This window comes from Hydrogenophilus islandicus, assembly GCF_054657095.1.
Window position 1 is genome coordinate 1 of sequence record NZ_BAAHXE010000001.1, and the last position, 22,419, is coordinate 22,419.

At 62.2% G+C, this 22,419-nt stretch carries 25 protein-coding genes; 21 read left to right on the top strand and 4 right to left on the bottom strand.

The genetic code is table 11. The features are described from left to right. Positions 1-180: 180 nt before the first annotated feature. The 9 genes from ACYQ6T_RS00005 (at position 181) to ACYQ6T_RS00045 (ending at position 6,918) form a co-directional block, all read left to right on the top strand. Entirely contained in the window at positions 181-414 is a 234-nt protein-coding gene (locus ACYQ6T_RS00005; protein ID WP_459826204.1) for a hypothetical protein, read from the top strand. A gap of 144 nt (positions 415-558) precedes the next feature. Further along, on the top strand, positions 559-1,137 hold the full coding sequence (gene rsxA / locus ACYQ6T_RS00010; protein ID WP_459826521.1) for an electron transport complex subunit RsxA: 579 nt from the start codon (positions 559-561) through the stop codon (positions 1,135-1,137). A gap of 21 nt (positions 1,138-1,158) precedes the next feature. After that, positions 1,159-1,803, top strand: a complete 645-nt coding sequence (gene rsxB, locus ACYQ6T_RS00015; protein ID WP_459826206.1) for an electron transport complex subunit RsxB — start codon at positions 1,159-1,161, stop codon at positions 1,801-1,803. After that, positions 1,800-3,467 (top strand): electron transport complex subunit RsxC, encoded by a 1,668-nt coding sequence (rsxC, locus tag ACYQ6T_RS00020; protein WP_459826208.1) that lies wholly within the window; start codon positions 1,800-1,802, stop codon positions 3,465-3,467. The genes rsxB and rsxC overlap by 4 nt, the downstream gene beginning before the upstream one ends. Then, positions 3,464-4,453 (top strand): RnfABCDGE type electron transport complex subunit D, encoded by a 990-nt coding sequence (locus ACYQ6T_RS00025; RefSeq protein ID WP_459826210.1) that lies wholly within the window; start codon positions 3,464-3,466, stop codon positions 4,451-4,453. Before rsxC ends, ACYQ6T_RS00025 begins: the two co-directional genes overlap by 4 nt. After that, positions 4,450-5,112, top strand: a complete 663-nt coding sequence (locus ACYQ6T_RS00030; RefSeq protein WP_459826212.1) for an RnfABCDGE type electron transport complex subunit G — start codon at positions 4,450-4,452, stop codon at positions 5,110-5,112. The genes ACYQ6T_RS00025 and ACYQ6T_RS00030 overlap by 4 nt, the downstream gene beginning before the upstream one ends. A gap of 21 nt (positions 5,113-5,133) precedes the next feature. After that, positions 5,134-5,847, top strand: coding sequence for an electron transport complex subunit RsxE (gene rsxE, locus ACYQ6T_RS00035; RefSeq protein WP_459826214.1), 714 nt, complete (start codon positions 5,134-5,136; stop codon positions 5,845-5,847). Beyond that, entirely contained in the window at positions 5,844-6,515 is a 672-nt protein-coding gene (gene nth / locus ACYQ6T_RS00040; RefSeq protein ID WP_459826216.1) for an endonuclease III, read from the top strand. Before rsxE ends, nth begins: the two co-directional genes overlap by 4 nt. Beyond that, positions 6,493-6,918, top strand: a complete 426-nt coding sequence (locus ACYQ6T_RS00045; RefSeq protein ID WP_459826218.1) for a DUF1841 family protein — start codon at positions 6,493-6,495, stop codon at positions 6,916-6,918. The genes nth and ACYQ6T_RS00045 overlap by 23 nt, the downstream gene beginning before the upstream one ends. A 9-nt stretch (positions 6,919-6,927) precedes the next feature. On the opposite strand, the gene ACYQ6T_RS00050 is transcribed toward ACYQ6T_RS00045, so the two are convergent. Continuing rightward, the gene (locus ACYQ6T_RS00050) at positions 6,928-7,701 is read right to left on the bottom strand and encodes an oxygen-binding di-iron domain-containing protein (RefSeq protein ID WP_459826220.1); all 774 of its coding nucleotides are present in this window, start codon (positions 7,699-7,701) and stop codon (positions 6,928-6,930) included. A gap of 145 nt (positions 7,702-7,846) precedes the next feature. Between ACYQ6T_RS00050 and ACYQ6T_RS00055 the strand changes: the two genes are divergently transcribed. From ACYQ6T_RS00055 to miaA, 5 genes are all read left to right on the top strand, one after another. Beyond that, complete coding sequence (locus ACYQ6T_RS00055; protein WP_459826222.1) at positions 7,847-8,185, top strand: FliO/MopB family protein; 339 nt, start codon at positions 7,847-7,849, stop codon at positions 8,183-8,185. A 77-nt stretch (positions 8,186-8,262) separates the two neighbouring features. After that, positions 8,263-9,000 (top strand): flagellar type III secretion system pore protein FliP, encoded by a 738-nt coding sequence (gene fliP, locus ACYQ6T_RS00060; protein ID WP_459826523.1) that lies wholly within the window; start codon positions 8,263-8,265, stop codon positions 8,998-9,000. Between the two features lie 12 nt (positions 9,001-9,012). Further along, on the top strand, positions 9,013-9,279 hold the full coding sequence (gene fliQ, locus ACYQ6T_RS00065) for a flagellar biosynthesis protein FliQ (RefSeq protein ID WP_459826224.1): 267 nt from the start codon (positions 9,013-9,015) through the stop codon (positions 9,277-9,279). 55 nt (positions 9,280-9,334) lie between these two features. Beyond that, positions 9,335-10,138 carry a flagellar biosynthetic protein FliR gene (gene fliR, locus ACYQ6T_RS00070; RefSeq protein WP_459826226.1) on the top strand — a complete coding sequence of 268 codons (804 nt, stop codon included), beginning with the start codon at positions 9,335-9,337 and terminating at the stop codon, positions 10,136-10,138. A 19-nt stretch (positions 10,139-10,157) separates the two neighbouring features. Then, positions 10,158-11,132 carry a tRNA (adenosine(37)-N6)-dimethylallyltransferase MiaA gene (gene miaA, locus ACYQ6T_RS00075; protein ID WP_459826228.1) on the top strand — a complete coding sequence of 325 codons (975 nt, stop codon included), beginning with the start codon at positions 10,158-10,160 and terminating at the stop codon, positions 11,130-11,132. On the opposite strand, the gene ACYQ6T_RS00080 is transcribed toward miaA, so the two are convergent. Next, positions 11,066-12,373 carry a hypothetical protein gene (locus ACYQ6T_RS00080; protein WP_459826230.1) on the bottom strand — a complete coding sequence of 436 codons (1,308 nt, stop codon included), beginning with the start codon at positions 12,371-12,373 and terminating at the stop codon, positions 11,066-11,068. The genes miaA and ACYQ6T_RS00080 overlap by 67 nt on opposite strands. Positions 12,374-12,379: 6 nt before the next feature. Continuing rightward, positions 12,380-13,432 (bottom strand): phosphoribosylformylglycinamidine cyclo-ligase, encoded by a 1,053-nt coding sequence (gene purM / locus ACYQ6T_RS00085; protein WP_459826525.1) that lies wholly within the window; start codon positions 13,430-13,432, stop codon positions 12,380-12,382. A 92-nt stretch (positions 13,433-13,524) separates the two neighbouring features. On the opposite strand from purM, the gene ACYQ6T_RS00090 reads away from it, so the two are divergent. Genes ACYQ6T_RS00090 through panC form a run of 6 tightly spaced genes read left to right on the top strand, consistent with a single transcriptional unit; the run spans position 13,525 to position 18,605 of the window. Continuing rightward, positions 13,525-14,220, top strand: a complete 696-nt coding sequence (locus ACYQ6T_RS00090) for an HdaA/DnaA family protein (RefSeq protein ID WP_459826232.1) — start codon at positions 13,525-13,527, stop codon at positions 14,218-14,220. Between the two features lie 3 nt (positions 14,221-14,223). Further along, positions 14,224-14,889 carry a histidinol-phosphatase gene (locus tag ACYQ6T_RS00095; protein ID WP_459826234.1) on the top strand — a complete coding sequence of 222 codons (666 nt, stop codon included), beginning with the start codon at positions 14,224-14,226 and terminating at the stop codon, positions 14,887-14,889. Between the two features lie 10 nt (positions 14,890-14,899). Next, positions 14,900-16,294, top strand: a complete 1,395-nt coding sequence (pcnB, locus tag ACYQ6T_RS00100) for a polynucleotide adenylyltransferase PcnB (protein WP_459826236.1) — start codon at positions 14,900-14,902, stop codon at positions 16,292-16,294. After that, positions 16,291-16,893, top strand: a complete 603-nt coding sequence (gene folK, locus ACYQ6T_RS00105) for a 2-amino-4-hydroxy-6-hydroxymethyldihydropteridine diphosphokinase (RefSeq protein WP_459826238.1) — start codon at positions 16,291-16,293, stop codon at positions 16,891-16,893. The genes pcnB and folK overlap by 4 nt, the downstream gene beginning before the upstream one ends. A 28-nt stretch (positions 16,894-16,921) precedes the next feature. After that, positions 16,922-17,734: a 3-methyl-2-oxobutanoate hydroxymethyltransferase gene (gene panB, locus ACYQ6T_RS00110; protein ID WP_459826240.1), complete on the top strand. Its 813-nt coding sequence runs from the start codon at positions 16,922-16,924 to the stop codon at positions 17,732-17,734. A 28-nt stretch (positions 17,735-17,762) separates the two neighbouring features. Then, positions 17,763-18,605 (top strand): pantoate--beta-alanine ligase, encoded by an 843-nt coding sequence (gene panC / locus ACYQ6T_RS00115; RefSeq protein WP_459826527.1) that lies wholly within the window; start codon positions 17,763-17,765, stop codon positions 18,603-18,605. A gap of 80 nt (positions 18,606-18,685) precedes the next feature. Here panC and acs read toward each other — a convergent pair whose 3' ends face one another. After that, complete coding sequence (gene acs / locus ACYQ6T_RS00120) at positions 18,686-20,641, bottom strand: acetate--CoA ligase (RefSeq protein ID WP_459826242.1); 1,956 nt, start codon at positions 20,639-20,641, stop codon at positions 18,686-18,688. A 134-nt stretch (positions 20,642-20,775) separates the two neighbouring features. Here acs and ACYQ6T_RS00125 point away from each other — a divergent pair, with 134 nt between their 5' ends. Further along, positions 20,776-22,311 carry a fumarate hydratase gene (locus tag ACYQ6T_RS00125; RefSeq protein WP_459826244.1) on the top strand — a complete coding sequence of 512 codons (1,536 nt, stop codon included), beginning with the start codon at positions 20,776-20,778 and terminating at the stop codon, positions 22,309-22,311. Positions 22,312-22,419 lie beyond the last annotated feature (108 nt).

A 22,419-nucleotide genomic window follows, 5' to 3' on the forward strand; every position in this document is an offset into this window, starting at 1 on the left:
ACCGCAGAAACGAAAGTCTAACAAATCCAATCAACCCACGTCAACCCCCACCGCACCGCCACGCCACTTCTCAGCACCGGCGCAGCAGAGGAAGGCGCGATGATACAGAGCAAAAAGAGCGCAGTCAAGGGGGCTTCGCGGTATCATCATCAACCGCTAACGCTCTTGTCTGGATCAAAGATGCCTTGGTCTGCTCGTCTGCTCTTTTTTGCCGCGGCGCTCTGTGCTCTGGCGGCTCTTGCTGCCGGGTTCGGCCTCTTTGCCCCATGGGCCCCTTGGCTCGACGGCGAGGGAGGGGTTCTGGCACTGGTTGTCAGTGCGATCGCTTTTGCTGGCTCCGGCGCATTTCCTTGGGTGCTCCACCGCTTGCAGCGCAACGACTGCACACCGACCAGCGACAAAAACAACCTCTGAGTGACAGCCCGACTCCTCCAGAAGGCATGGCCAGCTGTTTATGCCCATGAAGCACCGTTGGGAATGCCGCACGGGTATAACGGTTGAATTGCAGGCGCGGCCGGAGGATAATCGGCATGGATGAAGCCCGGGCTGGAGTCGATGATGGCGAATTACGTGCTGCTTGTGATTGGCGCGGCGCTCGTGAATAACGTCGTGTTGGTGCGCATCCTTGGCCTTTGTCCGTTCATGGGGGTCTCGAAAAAGGTAGACACCTCGGTGGGGATGGGGTTGGCGACTCTCTTTGTGTTGACGCTGGCGTCAGGGTGCAGTGCGTTAATTGAAAATTATCTCCTCGTACCCCTTGATCTTCAGTATTTGCGCACGCTCTCGTTCATCGTTGTGATTGCTGCGATCGTGCAATTTACTGAAGCGGTGATCCAGAAGACGAGTCCATTGCTCCACCAGGTTCTTGGCATCTATCTACCGCTCATCACGACCAATTGCGCCGTGCTGGGGGTGCCGCTTTTGGCAGTTGCCGGCAAGTACGATTTCTTTGAGTCATTGCTCTTCGGCGCGGCATCGGCCGCTGGTTTCACGTTGGTGATGGTGCTCTTTGCCGGAATTCGCGAACGGCTTGATGGAGCAGACGTTCCCACGCCCTTTCGTGGGGCAGCGATCGCGCTGATCACCGCGGGAATCATGAGTTTGGCGTTCATGGGCTTTGCCGGGCTAGACCGCTGAGGGTCATCAGAGGACAGAAAAATGGTCGCAGCGCTTGGGGTGATGGGGGGGATCGCTCTCCTTCTTGGGGTGATCCTCGGTTGGGCGAGCGTCCGCTTTCGCGTCGAAGGCGATCCGATCGTCGATCAAATTGACGCCATTTTGCCGCAAACGCAGTGCGGCCAGTGCGGCTATCCCGGCTGCCGCCCTTATGCGGAAGCGATTGCCAAAGGGGAAGCCGATATCAACCGTTGCCCACCAGGGGGGGAAGAGGGTGTCCGCCGACTCGCTGACCTCCTTGGACGAGAATTTAAACCGCTTGAGCAGGAAGAGGCGGCAGAAAAGCCCAAATCGGTGGCGGTTATCGACGAAAGCCGTTGCATTGGGTGTACACTTTGTATCCAGGCCTGCCCGGTCGACGCGATTGTTGGGGCAGCGAAGCAGATGCATACGGTGATCGACTCCCTCTGCACAGGGTGCGAGTTGTGTGTCGCCCCCTGCCCTGTCGACTGCATCACGATGGAGCCGATTCCGCAAACGCTTGCAACCTGGAAGTGGCCGAAACCGACCCAAGACGAGACACGACTGGCCCCTTTCCAGACGGTCGATCTCAGGGCCGCAAGTAGAGGAGCTTCGTTGGCAGTGGCTGAAAGCGAAACACCCCAGCATGAGCGGGAGACGCTATGAGACGCTTTTTCGCTGCGATGCTCCACGCCGCTGGCCACGAGCGCTACGACCCTATCGCCCATCGGCGACTCTACCCGATCGATGGGGGCATCGCTTTCCCCGACTACCATAAAAAAGAGTCGTCGGAAATTCCCCTGCGGACCGTACCCCTTGCTTCGCACTACGTCGTGCCGCTTGTCACCCACCCCCGTTCGACTGCTCGTCCGCTCGCGGCAGTGGGTGCATACGTGCGCAAGGGGGAAAAGATCGGTGACCCCGAGGATCCATTCGGTATCGCGGTTCATGCGCCGACCTCTGGGGTCATCCGTGATTTGGGGCACTACCCGATGACCCACGTTTCCGGGTTACCCGCGTTAGCCTACCTGATCGAACCTGACGGAAAAGATGAGACGCATGAGCCAAATCCCTACCGCGGTGCTGCAGACGACACCGATGCGGTCCGCGCTTTCCTCCAAAGCATGGGCCTAGCCGGAATGGGGGGTGCTGCGTTTCCGACCCACGTGAAGGTCGCCTCCGGCCCAGCACGGACATTGGTCATCAACGGTGCCGAGTGCGAGCCGTGGATCACCTGCGATGATCGGTTGATGCGCGAACACCCCGGCGAGATTGTCGCTGGCGCGTTGGTTCTTGCCGCCGCTGTTCATGCCGACGAAGTAGTGATTGCGATCGAAGAGAACAAGCCCGAAGCGATTGCCGCGATGCGGCAAGCCGCCGAAGCGAGCTCGGTCACCGTGGTGGCGATTCCCACGATCTACCCGGCGGGTGGAGAGAAGCAGTTGATCGCACGACTCACGGGAATCGAGGTTCCCTATGGCCGCCTCTCTGCTGAGTTTGGCGTGCTGGTCTTCAATGTCGGCACCGCACGCGCAGCCCATCGGGCGATTCAGCGGGGTGAACCGCTCATCGAACGCGTCGTCACGCTCACCGGGGCCGCCGCAGACCCGGGTAACCGATGGGTCCGCATTGGCCATCCGATTGCCGAACTGATCGACGAGATGCGCCCCACTCCCGACGTCGACCGCTACCTGTTGGGTGGCCCGATGACCGGTTTTGCGATTCCCGATCTCGACGCGCCGATCCTCAAGGGGAGCAACTGCATCATCGCAGCTTCCCCTACCCTCTTTCCCCCACCCCCCCCAGAGCAGCCGTGTATCCGGTGCGGCGCTTGCGCCCCAGTCTGTCCGGCACGACTGGAACCGATGGCGCTTTACTGGTTCGCACGGGCCAATCAGTTTGACAAAGCCCAGGCGTTTCATCTCTTCGACTGTATTGAGTGCGGGTGTTGTGCTTACGTCTGCCCTGCCCACATCCCGCTGGTCGATTATTACCGTTACGCCAAAAGCGAGATTGGGGAACGCGAACGGGAGAAACAGAAATCCCAGCAGGCGAAAGCGCGCTTTGAGTTTCGCAACTTCCGATTGGAACGAGAGAAGATGGAAAAGGCGGCTCGCGCTGCAGCCAAAGCGGCAGAGACCAGACGCAAACTGGAAACGGAAGAGGATCGTGGCGCTGCGATGCTTTCCGAAGGAGAGGAAGCTCAGACCGTCTCCGGGGATGTCGCACCCTCAGCTGAGGCCGAGCGGAAAAAGGCGCTCGTTGCGGCGGCATTGGCACGCGCAAGGACGAAACGGGGTGCAGTTGATTCAGGGGAGGAGACCGAATGATCACCGCCCCCTATTGGCGCGCGCCGGCAAGCGTAACCCGTGTGATGGGTTGGGTTTTGCTCGCGCTGCTTCCTGCGGTCGCGACATTCGTCGCCCTCTTTGGTCCGCTGGTGCTCGCCCAACTGCTCCTCGCGTCGATCACTGCACTCGTACTGGAAGGGACGATCCTGGCGCTACGCCGGCGGCCTGTGGTTCCGGCAGTAACCGACCTCTCCGCCGTGGTCACCGCGTGGCTCCTGGTCCTCTCGCTCCCTCCGACGGTTCCCTGGTGGCTGACCGTGCTGGGGGTCGTGATCGCGATCGGTGGTGCGAAGCAGCTCTACGGCGGAATTGGCCAAAACCCGTTCAATCCGGCGATGGTGGCGTTTGCCGCGCTGATCGTCTCGTTTCCTGCCGAGCTTTCCCGCTGGCCGACACCGACGACGTCGGTTGCCGCACAGTGGCAGAGTTTCCTCGGCAACCCCGAACCCGACGCGCTCGCTGGGGCAACCGTGCTGGATACGCTCCGCACCGCGACCCGTAGCGGCACAGCCATCGGGGAGGTGCTGCAAGGCGGAGCACCCTTGGGCCACCTCTCCGGAGCGGGCTACGAATGGGTTGCGTTGGCATTTCTTGTCGGCGGCCTCGTGCTCGTTTGGCGGAGTGTCATTCCCGCCCGGCTCCCCTTCGCGTTTCTGGGGACGTTGACACTGCTCACCACGATCGCGTGGTGGCTCGTTCCCGATCGCTTCGCCCCCCCCTGGGTCCATCTTTTTGCCTATAGTACGATGCTTGCTGCCTTCTTCATCATCACCGATCCGGTGAGTGGTGTCGTCACCCCGCGCGGGCAGTGGGTGTTCGCTGCCGGTGCAGCCCTCCTCGTCTTTTTGATCCGCCACTTTGGACAGTTTCCCGATGGCGTCGCTTTCGCGGTGCTGCTGATGAATCTCGCTGCACCCTGGATTGAGCTCAAGACGCAACCGGCTGTTTTTGGGAAGAGACGATGAACGATCCTCAGCAGCCCTCGATCACCCAAGCGGTCGTTCGCTCGTCGCTCACTCTTGGCGCTTTTGCCCTCGTCTTTACGCTCCTCATGAGTGGCGCTTACCACCTCACCCGTGATCCGATCAACGAGGCGGTGAAGCGCGAAGAGTTGCGCCTGGTGAAAGAGCTCGTTCCTCCTCCACTGGACGAAGAGGCGATCCGCCCGTTCCCCCTCCCCGAGCCGATTCAACGGGAGCTCGATGTCGCGCCTGAGGCGAAAGGGTATGCCGTTTTTCGTGCGGAGAAGCCTCAATTGGTGATCGTCCCTGCGCGCAGCCGGCAGGGGTATGGGGGAGATGTGGTCGTGATTGTCGCCGTAAACGCCCAAGGCGAACTGGTCGGGGCACGGGTGACGCAGCACCATGAGACGCCGGGACTCGGAGACTACATCGATCCGGCGCGCGACCGCAATCGAGCGCACCCATGGATCGCGCAGTTTTCTGGCTGGGCCGTTGCGAACCACTCCTCACCGTGGCGGGTCAAAAAGGATGGCGGTTTCATCGACGCCCACGCCGGTGCAACGATCAGCGCCCGCGCAGCAACCGCGGCGATCGAACGGGGCGCACGCACGGCCCACCGCGCTTTTGCCGAGCTTGCGGCGTTGGCGCAAGGGATGCCGTAAACCGCTTAGGGAGCAAAAAGAATGAACAACCCAGAACCGCCTTTCCAAGAACTGAGCGTCAATGGTCTGTGGAAGCAAAACCCTGCGCTCGTGCAGTTGCTGGGTCTCTGCCCGACACTTGCTGTGAGTACGAGCTTTGTCAACGCCGTGAGCCTGGGTCTTGCGACCGTCCTCGTGATGATGGTAGCCAGCGGTGCCGTTGCCCTGTTGCGCCCTGTGATCCCGCGCGAGATCCGCATCCCAGTTTTTGTCTTGGTGATCGCTGGGCTCGTGACGGTGGTCGACCTCCTGATGAACGCCTATCTCCACTCGCTCTATCTCGTTCTGGGGATCTTTGTCCCGCTCATTGTCACGAACTGTATTGTGCTGGCGCGGGTTGAGGCGTTTGCGGCGAAAAATCGCTCCAGTTTCGCCTTGATGGACGCGCTGATGATGGGGCTGGGACTGGTTTGGGTCTTGGGGCTGATTGGTGCGGTGCGTGAGATGCTTGGCCAAGGAACACTCTTTGCCGGCATCGAATGGATTGTCCCTTCCTGGTCGGCGATTACCCTTTTGGGCGAAGAGAGCCGGGGATTCCTGCTGGCGATGCTGCCCCCGGGTGCTTTTGTCGTCCTCGGTTTTCTCGTGGCGATCCACAATGCGCTCACCGCGGGGCATAAAAAGCGACAGAAAGCGCAGGCCCGAAGTGCGGGAGGATCACCGCTTGCGCCCGCTGCGAGCGAGAATCTACCATGAGTCACCAGCTCATGTCCGAAGCGGAGATCACCGCGGCATTCGCCCGTTGGCAAGCGGCCAATCCACAACCGACCACAGAACTTCGCTATGAGACCCCTTTCCAGCTGCTCGCCGCGGTGGTGCTCTCGGCCCAGACGACCGATCAGCGCGTCAATGACGCCACGCGCACCCTTTTTGCCGTTGCTCCTGACGCGTGCACGATGGCGGAACTCCCCGAGGAGGAGATCGCGCGCCACATCCGCCAAACCGGGCTCTTCCGCAGTAAAGCGCGTCACCTCAAAGCGCTTGCCGAGCGGCTCTGCCGCGACCACCAGGGAGCGGTACCCAACGACCGCGCCTATCTTGAGAGTCTCCCTGGCGTAGGGAGGAAGACGGCCAATGTCGTGCTGAACACCCTTTTTGGCGAAGAGACGATCGCCGTCGACACCCACATCTTTCGGGTGAGCAACCGGATGGGTTTAGCGCCGGGGAAGAGTGTCCGTGAAGTGGAGGAGATGCTCCTTGCACGTGTCCCGCAACCCTACCGTCGCCACGCCCACCATTGGCTGATTCTGCACGGCCGCTACACCTGCACCGCGCGCAAGCCCCGCTGTGACACGTGTTTGGTTGCGGACCTCTGTCACTATCCGGAAAAACGGAGGCATCATGCTCTTTCAACCCTCCCGTGACGACGTTCGCCGTTTTCTTGCCGAGAGTTACCGCCGGTGGCGAGCAGGACTACCGCTCGAGCCGATGCAGGTGGTTGCGGCCGAGGTGATTGCGCTGCACCCGGAGTACTTTCCTCTCTTTGAAGACGAAGAGGCGCTCTTTCGCGACTACACGCCGGAGGATGGCGGGGTCAATCCCTTCCTCCATCTGACCCTCCATTTGGCGGTCGCCGAGCAGCTGATGATTGACCAACCCCCAGGGATCAAGGCGCTCTTTGCCGCCCGCGCACGCAAGCGGGGGGACGTTCATGAGGCGCTCCACGATCTGGTCGAAGCGCTGGGGGTGACGCTTTTTGAAGCGCAACGGGCTGGGCAGATGCCCAACAACGATCGCTACCTCGAGCGGATCCGCTCGCTTCCGTGATCCGGGTGCTTAGCGCGGAACGCGGTAGTTCTCCTGCGTCATCAGGTCGATCCCGCAGGGGAACGACTCGACCCAGTCGATGAAGCGCTGGACCATCGCTTTGCCTTCAAAACGTTGGCCGTGCTGCGGGACGATCATCTCGATCTCGAGCGACCGCGCCATGTTGGCCCAGTAGCGCAGGATCTTTTGGGAAACCATGTAGCGGCGGTGGAAGGCTGCCATTTTGGGGATATGGGCGTCGAAGTCGCGCACCGGTTGCGCCGCCGTTTCGTGATCGACGATCGATACGCCCAAGTCGCCGGAAAAGAGGATTTTGGCTACCGGGTCGTAGAACTGGAAATTCCCTTCGGCGTGCATGAAGTGGGCCGGAAGCGCGATGATTTCGTGGTGTCCCAATGGAATGCGCATCCCCTCGTCGGGAATGCCGAGAATACGGTCCGAATAATCTTTGCCGGTGGTGAAATGGGGCACGAAACGGGTCCACAAGTTCGAAATATAGACCTTCGCATGGGAAGCGATGAGCCATTTATTCACCGACGCGATGATGTCGGGGTCGGCGTGCGAGGCAAAGAGGTAGTCGATCTCCTGGGGGCGACAATACTTGGACATCCCCATCAGAAGCCCCGTGTGGGTCATGTTGCCGCCCGGGTCGAAGAGCGCCGCGTGGTGGGCGTCGATCACCAAAAACTGGTTGCACTGCACGGCATGGTTGCGCGCCTCGTCGACCAGATCGTAGAACCCGAGCACGACGTGGTTGCCATCGTTGAAGAGCTCAACTGCCATCGATTGCTTCCCCCAATTCGGTTTTTTGATTGTCGCACAAAACGGTCAAGCTGCGCAACGCGCGGAATTGACCGCTTTTCTTCCCATTTTTCCTCCCCAAGCGCTCCCCCTTTTCGGCGACAATAGGGCAAAAGGAGAGGTCACGATGGACTGGGCTCAATACGAACCCCTCTGGCGACTGCTCGTTGTTCTGGTCATCCTGGCGCTGGGCGCGTGGGGTGTGGGTCAATGGCTGCGGCGGCGCCCGGCGCTCGTGAGCGCCAACCGGCAACTGCGCGTGGTCACCGCGGTTGCGGTCGGGACCCGAGAGCGGGTGGTGCTCCTTGAAGTGGAAGGGGAGAAGGTGCTGATCGGCGTCTCGCCCCAGGGGATCACCCCCCTTTGGCAGAAGAGTTTCGCCCAGACGCTGGCAGAGCAAAAAGGTGCTTCACAACGCGCTGAACCACCGGAAGAGAACTCCGCTGAGGAGCAGCATCACCGATGACGACGCGATCGCTTCCGCACGCTAACGCCGGGCGTAACCGCAACAGCAACGCCCAACCCCGTCAGCGAAAATGGTGGATGATTGTTGGGGTATTCGGCGGGGCACTCCTCATGATGAGCCCTGACCTCTTTGCCCAACAGGGGATCCCGCTTGCGACGGTCACCCCGCAGCCAGGGGGGGCGTCGAGCTACTCGCTCAACGTCCAGACGCTTCTGCTCCTCACCGCGCTCACGTTCCTGCCCGCGGCGCTCTTGATGATGACGAGTTTCACCCGCATCATCATTGTGTTGTCGCTGCTACGGATGGCGCTGGGGACGCAAACCTCCCCTCCCAACCAGGTCCTTATCGGGATTGCCCTCTTTCTCACCTTTTTCATCATGGCACCCGTATTCGACCGTATCTACCAGGAGGCGTGGCTTCCCTACCAGAACGATCAGCTCGCATTCGAAGCCGCGGCGGCCAAGGCGGCCGAACCGCTCAAGGGGTTTATGCTGCAGCAGGTCCGGGAAAATGATCTCCGCCTCTTTGCCGACCTCGCCCAGACGCCGCCGGTGACCAAACCGCAAGAGCTGCCGCTGCGGGTGATCGTCCCCGCCTACCTCACTTCGGAATTGAAGACCGCGTTCCAGATCGGTTTTGTGATCTTTCTCCCGTTCCTCATCATCGACATGATCGTCGCGTCGGTCTTGATGTCAATGGGGATGATGATGGTCTCGCCGATTCTGGTGGCGCTGCCGTTCAAACTCCTCGTCTTCGTGTTGGTCGATGGCTGGACCCTCTTGGTCAGTTCCCTTGTGCGCAGTTTTGGCCTTTGACGGAGAACGACGATGCACGCCGCACTCTTTGACCTCGCTCGCGACGCAGTGATCACAACGCTGCTCCTCTCAGCCCCCCCCTTCCTCGCCGCGCTCGTCACGGGGCTTATCGTGAGTATCTTTCAAGCAGCGACGCAGATCAACGAGATGACCCTCACCTTCATCCCCAAGTTTGTCGCCGTGGTGGTCACCCTCATCGTAATGGGTCCGTGGATGGGGCAGACGATTACCGATTTCATGACCCGTCTCATGACCCAATTGCCGCTCCTCCTCTCATGACCAGAACCCCAAGCCCTGCGGCACCCTAACCCCATTTGCCCTCTGACGCCAAGCGATGCTAACGATTACGAGCGCACAATGGGCAGAGTGGTTGACGATCTATCTCCTGCCGCTCTTTCGGCTCGCGGCGCTCGTCACAACCGCGCCGCTCTTTTCCAACCGCGCAGTTCCGGCGCGGATTCGCCTGGTCGTTGCTGTGGCACTCACTTTGGTGATTGCACCGACGTTGTCTTCCCCGCGTGAGCCGCTTCCGATCGGTTCTTGGGCGATGCTACCCGCCGTGGTGAGCGAAATCCTCATCGGTGCGACGATCGGTTTTTTGCTGCGCGTCGTCTTCGCTGCGATCGACCTTGCTGCATCATTGGTCGGTTTTCAGATGGGGCTCTCATTTGCCACCTTTTTCAGCCCAACGAGCGGCACCCAGACCCCTGTCCTCAACGAGTTCATCGGCGTCTTTGCTTCGCTCCTCTTCTTGGCGCTCGATGGCCACCTGATGTTGATCCTCGCGTTGGCGCGCAGTTTTGAGTGGCTCCCGCCGATGGGGGGAGCGATCTGGTCGTGGCAAGAGGGATGGCGGATTGCGATCGCCCTTCCGGCGATCCTCTTTACCACCGCGTTCATGGTGGCACTCCCGGCAACCGTTGCGCTGCTCCTGACCAACGTGGCACTCGGGTTTCTGACCCGAACCGCGCCGCAACTCAATATTTTCGCGATCGGTTTTCCCATCACGATCACGATCGGTTTCCTGACCCTCTGGGCACTCTACCCAGCCATCGGTGAGGCGCTTCAAAACCTTTTTGCCGATGGCCTCTCGTGGGCCGAGCGTTTCTTGCACGCGGTTGCGGCAATAGAGCGGTAATTCGGCTACCATTCTGCTCGTGACGGATCAGCTTCCTCCCTTCCCCCTCCCTGCGATTCTCGGCCCGACGGCAAGCGGCAAAACGGCTTTGGCGTTGGCGCTGAGCGAACGTTTTGCGCTCGAGGTGGTGAGTGTCGATTCGGCGCTCGTCTACCGCGGGATGGACATCGGGACTGCAAAGCCAACGACCGAGGAGCGGGCGCGCTGCCCCCACCACCTGATCGACCTCATCGAGCCCGAGGAGGTCTATACCGCAGGACGGTTCGTGCGCGACGCCGAAGATGCAGCGGCGGTAATCACCGCGGGGGGCCGTCTTCCCCTCTTTGTGGGCGGCACGATGCTCTACGCCAAAGCGTTCCACGAGGGGCTGGCGTCGCTTCCCCCGGCTGACCCGGCATTGCGGGCCAAAATCGACGCCCGTGCCGCCGAGGAGGGGTGGCCGCAGCTCCACGCGTGGCTCGCCTCGCTCGACCCCGCGACCGCCGCGCGCCTCTCGCCCAACGACCGGCAACGGATCCAGCGTGCGCTCGAGGTAGTCTTGACTACCGGTGTGCCCCTGGCCGAGACGCTCGCCCGCCAGGAATCGGCCGCGCAATCAGATCGGCTTGCCGTTCTGGCCCTCATCCCGAGCGACCGCACGTGGCTCCACCAGCGAATCGCTGACCGCTTTCACCAGATGCTCACGCAGGGTTTTCTTGAAGAGGTGGAGCGGCTGCGGACGCGGCCCACACTCACCGCAGACCACCCTGCAATCCGCGCCGTGGGCTACCGCCAGGCGTGGGACTACCTCGAAGGGGAGATCAGCTACGACGAGATGGTGACGCGAGCGATCACCGCAACGCGGCAACTCGCGAAGCGCCAGCTCACCTGGCTTCGGCAGTTCGCCCGCAATTGGCGGCAGGTGACAATCCTCGATCCTACCGACCCTCACTGGATCGACAGAGCCACCGAGTGGCTCTCCCGCCAGGCGATCACCGCGACGATCAGAAGGTAACCCAGCAGCGCGTAGCGCCAGTTGCCCCGGGCGAGCGCCACGGACGAGAGGCCAAAACGGGCCTCGAGCAGAAGATGAACCCCCGCCAACGGGTTGACCGCCAGGCCAATCGCCCATGTCCCGAGGAAGATGAGTGCCAGCATCACCGGATCGGGGTGAAGCGGCGCAAACCAAGCACTCACGAGCGTAATCGTGATCACCGCGTGAATGCCCAACGACGCCAAAAGGACCATCCCAGCCAAGGTCACGGCAGCGGCAAAGGTATCGAAGCGGGAAAAGGGAAGGAGCCCCTTGAGGAGCGGCAGCCAGGCGTCCACCCCAACCGAAAAGAGCCCTGCGGCAAGAAAGAGGAGCAGTTCGCCACGCATCAGCGGCAGGCGTTGGGTGATGTGCTGCTTGAGAATATGGAGCCCCTCACGTGCCGAGTAGCGCACGAAAATCACCGTGAGCGGCAGTCCGAGCGCAGCGAGATTGATGACCGAGAGCATCGCCCAAGCAGGTTGCCACCCACGCAACCCGACGACGATCAGCGCCATCGCCACCGGCAAAAGGAGCTGGCGCGGCGTCAAGGGGTATTCGGGTAAGTGGAGAAGCCTTTCGCGCTCCGTCCGCCAAAGGATCTCGGCCAGTGAGAGTGCGATGAGCAGCGCCGCAAGAGGTGCACCGTAGAGGGCGATTGCCGCGAGCGACGCGCCGGGGGCGTAGGTGAGTGCGACCGCCATCGCAGCGAAGAAGGGCGACCAGAGCGCCGCTGCGAGAAAGGCCCGCGCGATCGCCCGCGCCATCGCTTCGGGGAGCGGCCCCTGGGCGCGGCGAACCAGCTGCTCAACAGTGATCACCACCATCGAGAGGTTGATCACCGCCCCGATCAGATGGACCGCAACTGCGGCGTGGAGCAACCGCCGCCACGGTGGGGTGCCCTCCTTTTCGTGACGAAGGAGAGGAGGAGCGGGAGCGACCAGTTGGAGGAAGGTGACGCAGGCGAGCATCGCCACGAGGAGCGTATTCTGAGTGAGCATCCGCTCCCACGCCACCCGATAGCCTTGGAGCTCCGCTCCCACGGCCAAAAGGAGACCGAGGGTAAAAAGCGCCGCAACGTACCGTTTTTGCCGCGCATCGAGCGCCGGATAGAGCAAAGGGGCGATCAGCCAGGCAATGAACCCGGCGATGGAGAGTGTGGGTGCGCCCATCCCGCCGACAGTCGCCAAGAGGGCGACTGCGGCAATTCCCCAACCAACCATCGAGGGTTACACGTAGCGAACGGCAGGTGCCGTGTCCGAAGGAACGATCGTGCCGATGCGATAGACCTCCTCGCCGGCGCTGCACAGCGCCTTCTCGACCGCGTCGGCATGCTCCGCGGCGATGATCACGGTCATGCCGATGCCGCAATTGAAGACGCGCAGCATCTCGTCGTCTGCTACGCTTCCTTGCTCCTGGAGCCACTGAAAGAGCGCGGGCCAACGCCAACTCCCCCGCTCGATCGCTGCTGCGGTCCCATCCGGGAGGACGCGGGGGAGGTTTTCGGTGATGCCGCCACCGGTAATGTGGGCAAGCGCCTTGATTGCACCGGGATGGGCGGCACGGGCGGCCAAAACACTCTTCACGTAGAGGCGCGTCGGCGCCATGATCGCGTCACGTAACGGCACCCCGTCGAGCACGACGGCGCGATCGACATCGGGATCGACCCCGAGCCCCGTGCGCGCCAAAATTTTCCGGATGAGCGAGTAGCCGTTCGAGTGGGCCCCGCTACTCGCCAAACCGAGCACGACGTCACCCGGCGCGACCGTGCGGCCGTCGAGGATCTGGTCACGCTCGACCACCCCAACAGCAAAGCCCGCGAGGTCATATTCGCCATCCGGGTACATATCGGGCATCTCCGCCGTCTCCCCGCCGATCAACGCGCAGCCGCAGGCTTCACACGCCCGAGCGATCCCGGCAACCACCCGCTCGGCAACCCCGACGTCGAGCCGACCACAGGCGAAGTAGTCGAGAAAGAAGAGCGGCTCGGCCCCTTGGACCAGGATATCATTGACGCTCATCGCCACCAAATCTTGACCGATGGTGTCGTGGCGATCCCAATGAAACGCCAGTTTTAATTTCGTTCCCACCCCGTCGGTCCCTGAAACCAAAACCGGATCACGGTAGCGCTGTCCCAAGGCAAAGAGCGCGCCAAATCCCCCGATGCCGGCGATCACCTCGGGGCGCATCGTCTTTGCTGCCCAAGGCTTGATGCGATCAACGAGCCTATTCCCGGCATCGATGTCGACCCCGGCATCTCGATAGGTCAATCCTGTCACGATCTGCTCCCTTGCAGAAATGAGTTAGCCCAGCGATAATTCGCACTTTCCGAATTGTACGACGAACGGTTACCGAGACGAGAGGCACCCGGCCGGTGCAATTGCTGCTGGATCTTTTCGACCCCTTGCCGCAGCGGTTTGAGAATTTCGAACCCTACGGCAACGAAGCGCTTGTTGCGGCGCTTCTGCGCTTTGCGCACAACGAAACGATCCCCGGCGTGACAACCCCCCACCTGGCCATTTGGGGACCGCCTGGTTGCGGCAAGAGCCACCTGCTCCATGCCGTCGCGGAAACGGTGCGCGGGCAAGGGCAATTGGTTTGGTACGCCCCTTTGCGTGAACCCCTGGATGCCCCCCCGACCCAGTCGCCCGGCGCAGTGTTGCTCTTGGACGATCTGGAGGCCGCAGATCCCGCGACCCAGGAGCAGCTCTTTCACGCCTTCAACTGGGCGAATCGGCTCGGCCAGCGGTGGCTCGTTGCCAGCCAAACGCCGCCGAACCGCTTGCCGTTCCGGGAAGATCTCCGGACACGTTTGGCGCTTCTGCCCTCTTTCTCGGTCAAACCGCTCGATGACGTAGGGCGGGCGCAGCTCCTCCAGCGCCGCGCCGCGCAACTCGGTGTGTTGCTCTCGGACGAAGCGGTGCGCTTTCTGCTCACCCACCTGCCGCGCTCGATTCCGGAGTTGCTGCTCGCGCTCGAAGCAGCGAGCGAAGAGAGTTTGCGCCGAGGGAAGCCCATCACGGTGTCCCTCCTCAAAGAGGTTTGGCACCTCCTCTCCCAGGAACGTTAGACCATGGATTTGACGCTATTCGATTTGGACAACACTTTGCTGGCCGGCGACTCCGATTTCGCCTGGGCTCAGTTTCTGATCGGCAAAGGGTTGCTCGACCGAGAACTGCATGAAGCGAAAAACCGCCAGTTTTACGACGACTACGTCGCTGGGACGCTCGATATCGACGCTTTTCTCGCCTTTCAACTCGCGCCGCTCGCCCGGCATGACCGTGCCACGCTCGAGCGCCTGCGCGAGGAGTTTCTCAGCAAGGTCATCCGGCCGATGATGCTCCCGCATGCCCTGGCTGAAGTCGATCGGGCGCGGGCGCGGGGTGACCTCGTTGCGGTGGTAACGGCAACCAACGCATTCGTCACAGGCCCGATTGCGCGCGCGTTTGGGATCGAACACCTGATCGCGACGATTCCCGAGGTGGAACACGGGCGGTTTACCGGGCGGGCACGCGGCACCCCGGCGTTTCAAGCGGGCAAGATCGCGCGGGTCGAAGCGTGGCTCGAGTCGCTCGGTTACTGGTGGAGCTCGTTTGCCACGATCCGCTTTTACAGCGACTCGCACAACGATCTGCCGCTCCTTTCGCGCGTCGACGAACCGATCGCCGTCGACCCCGACGCACGGCTACGCGAGGCGGCGACCCGTAACGGTTGGCGTATCGTCTCGTTTCGATCGTGAGGGGCAAAGTATGATCCGGAAAATCTTACGGAAACTGACCGAAAAAATTGTCCCTCGCCCGAAACCATCGCTCCTGCCGGGAGAACAGTACGGCATTACCCCCGACCAGATCTCGGCGGCAGCGCGACGCGTCTGCGAGGTGCTGCAGCACAACGGCCATGAGGGACTGATCGTCGGGGGGGCGGTGCGTGACCTGATCCTCGGGCGGACACCGAAAGATTTCGACGTCGCCACCGACGCGCCACCTGAGCGGGTACGCGCCCTTTTTCGCCGTTCCCGCATCATCGGCCGCCGTTTTCGCATCGTTCATGTCTATTCGAACCACGAAACGGTTGAAGTAACCACCTTCCGGGCACACGGGGGCGATGAACTTGCAACCGACGAACATGGCCGAATTCTCGAAGACAACCGCTTCGGGACGATCGAAGAGGACGCATTGCGGCGCGACTTCACCGCCAACGCCCTCTACTACGATCCCATCAAGGGAGTGATCCGCGATTTCCACCACGGCGTCGGCGACCTCAAAGCGGGACTTCTGCGCATGATCGGCGACCCTGATCAACGCTACCGCGAAGACCCGGTGCGGATGCTCCGAGCGGTGCGTCTCGCGACCAAATTGGGGTTGACGCTCGATAGCGCCGCGCGCGCCCCGTTGCGGCGGCTCGCGCCGCTCCTTGCCAACGTCCCAACGGCCCGCCTCGTCGATGAGCTCCTCAAGGTCCTGACCTCAGGAAACGCACTCCAGTGCCTCATGCATCTCCAGGAAGAGGGGCTGGCGACCTATGCCCTGCCCCCGGTGGAACGGTTACTCGCCTCGCAACGCTACCGCCCCTTTCTTGAGATCGCGCTCGCCGCGACCGACCGGCGCATTCACGACGGCAAACCCGTCTCAGCCTCTTTTACCCTCGGTGCAATGCTCTGGCCAGTAGTGCGTGAAGCGTGGGAAGTGCGCGAGCAGGCAGGGGTTCCGCACGTTCCCGCCCTCCTTGAGGCGTGCGACGCTGTCCTCTCGGGCGAATTTGCGGCGCTGGCACTCACCCGGGCGCACGCCGCTGAGATGCGCGAACTGTGGTTGATGCAACCGCGCTTCGAAAAACGGGTCGGCAAATACCCCTACCGCCTGATCGCGCAGCCGCGCTACCGTGCCGCGTGGGATTTCCTCGCCCTGAGGGCGCAGGCAGGGGAGGTACCCGAAGCGCTCGTTGCGTGGTGGGACCAGTTTGCCCACGCGGGCGAAGAGGAGCGGTTGCGGCTGATCCGCGCCGCCGAAGGGAAAGAGGGTGGATCACCCGGCGCAAAGAAAAAACGGCGGCGGAGAAAAAAAGCGCGAAACGCGGCCGCACCTGCTGCAGCGGAGGATCGAGAGCACCAGCAAGCAACGCTTTCTGAAGGGGGCGACACGTGACCCTGGCGTTCCCCTCCTTGGAAACAGCGGAATTGGCCCGCGTCGCTGCGCTGAAGAACCGTGCCGTCACCGCCTACATTGGGCTCGGGGCGAACCTCGGCGACGCACCGCAAGCGCTCGCCCGTGCTGCGGGCACCCTTGGAAGGCTCCCCTACACGCGCCTTGCAGCACTCTCGCACCTCTACCAGAGCGGCGCCGTCGAGGTCGACGAGGAGCAGCCCGACTATACCAACGCGGTTGTGGCGATCGAAACTCGGCTCGACGCCGAGACGCTCCTTTCCGCACTCTTCGCGATCGAGAAGCGCTTTGGCCGCAAGCGCTCCGGCTACCATGCGCCGCGTACCCTCGATCTCGACCTGCTTCTCTACAGCGATGAATGCCACCACTTACCGCACCTCACCGTCCCTCATCCTCGGCTCCACTATCGCGCCTTTGTCCTGGTTCCGCTGCTTGAAATTGCCCCCGATCTCACTGTCCCAGGCCTTGGGCCACTGGCGCGGTACCTCCCGCTCGTCGCTGATCAGCCGATTCGCCGCCTCGCGCCGCTCCGCCCCGTCACCGACCCCTTGGCACAACCGGCATCGGCTCTGGCACAATGAGCACTTCGCCAACACCAGGGAGTAGACGATGAGCGAAGTGACCCAGACTCCGATCACCCTTGCGGCGCTGCAACGCAAGCGCGAAGCGGGTGAAAAGATCGCCATGCTCACCTGTTACGACGCGGCCTTTGCCGCACTCCTCGATCAAGCCGGGGTTGATGTTTTGCTGGTCGGTGACTCGCTGGGGAACGTCATCCAGGGCCACCGGTCGACGCTGCCCGTGACGCTTGAGCAGATGTGCTACCACACTGCGTGCGTCGCGCGCGGGGCACAACGGGCCTTCATCGTCGCCGATCTTCCCTTCGGAAGCTACCAACAGAGCCCAGAGCAGGCCTTCGCGAGCGCCGCGCAACTGATGGCTGCCGGGGCCCACATGGTCAAACTCGAAGGGGGGATGGCGATGGTTGACACCGTCCATTTCCTTGTGGAACGGGGCATCCCCGTCTGCGCCCATATCGGTTTTACCCCGCAATCGGTCCATCAACTGGGCGGTTACCGCGTTCAGGGGCGTCTGGAAGCGGAAGCGGAGCGGCTCTTCGTCGAAGCGGCTGCGCTCGAATCGGCCGGAGCGGCGATGATCGTCCTGGAGATGGTTCCGCGTGCGGTCGCCAAGGAGGTGACCCGGCGCAGCAACGAGATGATCACGATTGGCATTGGCGCAGCCCCCGAATGCGACGGCCAGGTGCTCGTCCTCTACGATATGCTCGATATCTTCCCGGGCCGTAAAGCGCGCTTCGTCAAAAACTTCATGGCTGGCGCAGGAAGCATCGCCGAAGCGGTTTCGGCTTACGTGCGCGCGGTGAAAGAGGGGACTTTCCCGGCCGACGAGCATTGCTACTAGCCAAGGAATCTCACCGATGAGCCACCCCATACAGACTGTGACGACGATTGCCGAGTGGCGGGCCGTGCGGGCGCAACTCCCAGAGGTCGCGTTTGTGCCGACGATGGGGGCGCTGCACGAAGGGCATCTCGCGCTCGCGCGGTTGGCGCTGCAACGCACCCCCCATGTCGTGGTGAGCATCTTCGTCAATCCCTTGCAGTTCGGGCAGAACGAAGACTTCGGCCGCTACCCGCGAAGGCTCGAGGAGGATCGAGCGCTGCTTACTCAATGCGGCATTCCCTACCTCTTTGCCCCGACGACCGACGAGATCTATCCGCAACCGCAGCGCTTCTTCGTGGAACCGCCGGAAATCCTCTCTTCGATCCTCGAAGGAGCAGCGCGTCCGGGCCACTTTCGCGGCGTTGCGACGGTGGTGATGAAACTCTTTGCGATCATTCAACCGACCCTCGCCTTTTTCGGCAAAAAGGATTATCAGCAGCTGATGATCTTGCGCCAGATGGTCGAGCAGTTCGCGTTGCCGATCACCCTCGTCGCTGGCGAGACGGTCCGCGCCGCAGACGGCCTTGCCCTCTCGTCACGCAACGCCTACCTCTCCCCCGCGGAGCGGGCAGAAGCCCCGCGGCTCTATCGGGTGCTTGAAGAGGTCGCCACAGCAGTAAGAAGCGGCTGCGGCGACTATCCGCGGCTTGAGAAAGAGGCTATGAGCGAGCTCACCGCCCACGGGTGGCTTCCCGATTACGTCGCCATCCGCCGTCGCGCCGACCTGCAACTGCCCACCCTCACCCCCCCGAACCGTGCGGTCGAGCCGCTCGTTGTCCTTGGCGCGGCGCGGCTCGGGACGACGCGCCTGATCGATAACGTCGAGGTGTAGGCCAAAAAAACCCGGCCATCAGGCCGGGCGGCAATCTCCTCTCGTGGCGGGTGAGTCACCCGCCCTCCTCCCTCTCTTTGTTACCCTTTCAACTGCTCCAGGATCGCCGGGTTCTCGAGGGTTGAAGTATCTTGGGTAATCTCTTCCCCTTTCGCGAGCTGCCGCAGGAGCCGCCGCATGATCTTCCCAGAGCGGGTCTTCGGCAGGTTGTCGCCAAAGCGGATTTCTTTGGGTTTGGCAATCGGGCCGATCTCCTTCGCCACCCAGTTCTGCAGCTCTTTGACGATTTTCGCTGCCTCTTCCCCTTCGGGACGGGGACGTTTCAGGACGACAAAGGCGACGATCGCCTCACCCGTGATCTCGTCGGGCCGGCCAACCACCGCCGCCTCAGCAACGAGCTCGTGGGCCACCAGCGCCGACTCGATCTCCATCGTCCCCATCCGGTGACCCGAGACGTTGAGGACGTCGTCGATCCGACCGGTGATGGTGAAGTAACCCGTTTCGGGATCGCGAATCGCGCCGTCCCCGGCAAGGTAGAGTTTCCCTTGAAAATCAGCGGGGTAGTAGGACTTCTTGAACCGCTCGGGGTCGCCCCAGATCGTCCGGATCATCGACGGCCAGGGCTTCTTGATCACCAAAAAGCCCCCTTGACCCCACGGGACCTCGTTGCCAGTCTCGTCGACCACCGCAGCCTGGATCCCCGGGAACGGGAGCGTGCACGAACCGGGCACGAGCGGCGTTGCGCCAGGGAGCGGGGTAATCATGTGGCCGCCCGTTTCGGTCTGCCACCAGGTATCGACGATCGGGCAGCGTTCGCCCCCCACTTCGCGGTAGTACCACTCCCACGCCGCCGGGTTGATCGGCTCGCCGACCGAGCCGAGAATCCGCAGGCTGGAGAGGTCGAAGCGTTTGGGATGGACCTCGGGGTTCGCCTCAGCCGCTTTGATGAGCGCACGAATGGCCGTCGGCGCAGTGTAGAAGATCGACACCTTGTGCGCTTCGATCATCCGCCAGAAACGGCTCGCGTCGGGGTAGGTCGGCACCCCTTCGAAGACCACCTGCGTTGCCCCCACGGCAAGCGGACCGTAGCAGACGTAGGTATGACCGGTAATCCAGCCGATGTCGGCGGTACACCAGAAGATATCCTCCGGTTTATAGTCGAAGGTCCAGAGCATCGTGAGCGCCGCGTGGGTGAGGTACCCCCCCGTGGAGTGCTGCACCCCCTTGGGTTTCCCAGTGGAACCGGAGGTGTAGAGGAGAAAGAGGGGGTGTTCCGCCTCAACCCACTCCGGCTCGCAGACTTCACTCTGTCCCGCGACCACGTCGCTCCACCAGAGGTCTCGGCCCGCGACCCACTCGATCTCCATCCCGGTGCGCCGGTTGACGATCACCTTCTCGACGCTGTCACACCCGCCCATCGCGATCGCCTCGTCGACGATCGCCTTGAGCGGCAACTTCTTCCCACCGCGGAACTGCCCGTCTGAAGTGACGACCACCTTCGCCCCAGCATCCTGGATACGGTCGCGGAGCGCTTGCGCCGAAAAGCCGCCGAAGACCACCGAGTGGGTGGCACCGATCCGCGCGCACGCCTGCATCGCGACCACCCCTTCGACCCCCATCGGCAGATAGATGACGACGCGGTCCCCTTTCTTCACACCAAGCGACTTGAGCCCATTGGCAAACTGGGCAACGCGCTTAAGGAGCTCAGCGTAAGTGACCTTCGTCACCTGACCGTCGTCGGCCTCGAAGATGATCGCGACGCGATCCCCCTTCCCTGCTTCGACATGACGATCCAAGCAGTTGTAGGAGGCGTTGAGCACCCCGTCGGCAAACCACTTGAAAAAGGGCGCGTTCGACTCATCGAGCACCTGGGTGAAGGGCTTCTTCCACGTGATCAGATTGCGCGCGTGATTCGCCCAGTATCCCGCGTAATCACGCTCGGCCTCTTCGCAGAGGCGACGATAGTGGTCCATGCCCGAAACGGCCGCTTTTTTCACCAGCTCTTCCGGCGGATAGTACAGCTTCTGTTCGCTCATTGCGTTACTCCCTCTCACTTGAGAACCATAGACAATCTAACGTCAATATCTTACAGCAAACTTACAACAGGGGCAGTCCTGGGAGCCCACACTTTTCGCTACAATCACGCCACCAAACCAGGGAGTGATTGACCATGACCACCGTGATCCGTGAAGAAGATCTGATCGACTCGATCGCCGACGCCTTTCAGTTCATCAGTTACTACCATCCGCTCGACTTCGTCCAAGCAATGGCCGAAGCCTACGAGCGGGAAGAGAACCCTGCAGCCAAAGACGCGATTGCGCAGATTCTCACCAACTCGCGGATGGCCGCCGAGGGCCACCGTCCGATCTGTCAAGACACCGGTATCGCCGTTGTCTTCCTCAAAGTGGGAATGAATGTCCGCTTTGCCACCGAAAAGAGCCTGCAGGAGCTGGTCGACGAGGGAGTGCGGCGCGCCTACACCAACCCGGAGAATCCCCTGCGTGCGTCGATCCTGCGCGATCCTGCGGGCAAACGGCAAAACACCCGCGACAACACCCCCGCGGTCGTCCACTACGAAATCGTCCCGGGCAACACCGTTGAGGTGATCTGCGCCGCCAAAGGGGGCGGTTCGGAGAATAAAGCGAAACTGGCAATGCTCAACCCCTCCGACTCGATCGTCGACTGGGTGCTCAAAACGGTCCCCACCCTGGGCGCCGGCTGGTGCCCGCCGGGGATTCTCGGTATTGGCATCGGCGGAACACCGGAAAAAGCGATGCTGCTGGCCAAAGAGGCGCTGATGGAACCGGTCGACATCCACCGTCTGCAAGAGAAAGCTGCACGGGGAGAGCCGCTTTCGACCGTCGAAGCGCTGCGCCTCGAGCTCTATGAGAAGGTGAACGCGTTGGGGGTCGGTGCCCAAGGGCTCGGGGGGCTCACTACCGTGCTCGATGTCAAAATTCTCGACTACCCGACCCACGCCGCGAGCCTGCCGGTTGCTCTCATCCCCAATTGCGCGGCGACCCGCCACGTCCATTTCACGTTGGATGGAACCGGGCCGGCAGAACTCACCCCGCCGCGGCTCGAGGATTGGCCACAGGTGACCTGGACGCCGGATGTCAAACAGGCGAAACGGGTGAACCTCGACACCCTCACCAAAGAAGAGGTGGCGAGCTGGCGCGCCGGCGAGATTCTCCTCCTTTCCGGCAAACTCCTCACCGGCCGCGACGCGGCGCACAAACGGATCGCCGATCTTTTGGCGAAAGGTGAGAAGCTCCCGGTCGATTTCACCAACCGGGTGATCTACTACGTGGGCCCCGTCGACCCCATCCCAGGGGAAGTGGTCGGACCCGCGGGCCCGACGACGGCTACCCGGATGGACAAATTCACCCGCATGATGCTCGAACAGACCGGCCTCATTGCGATGGTCGGTAAAGCCGAACGGGGACCAGAGGCAGTTGCAGCGATTCGCGACAACCGTGCCGCCTATCTGATGGCGGTGGGCGGCGCCGCCTATCTGGTGGCCAAAGCGATCAAGAAAGCGCGCGTCGTCGCCTTTGAGGACCTCGGGATGGAAGCGATCTATGAGTTTGAAGTCGCCGACATGCCAGTGACCGTCGCCGTCGACAGCGAAGGGAACAACGTCCACGAGCGGGGTCCGCAGGAGTGGCGGATCAAAATCGGGAAAATCCCGCTCAAAAGCGCGTGATGCGTTTGGCAGACCGCCGCGGAACGAGCGATCATCTCCCGCTCCCCCGACCCCGTGACGGAAGCCCACGGGGAGGGGGCGCGACGGGACTGCTGTTCATGGTACAAT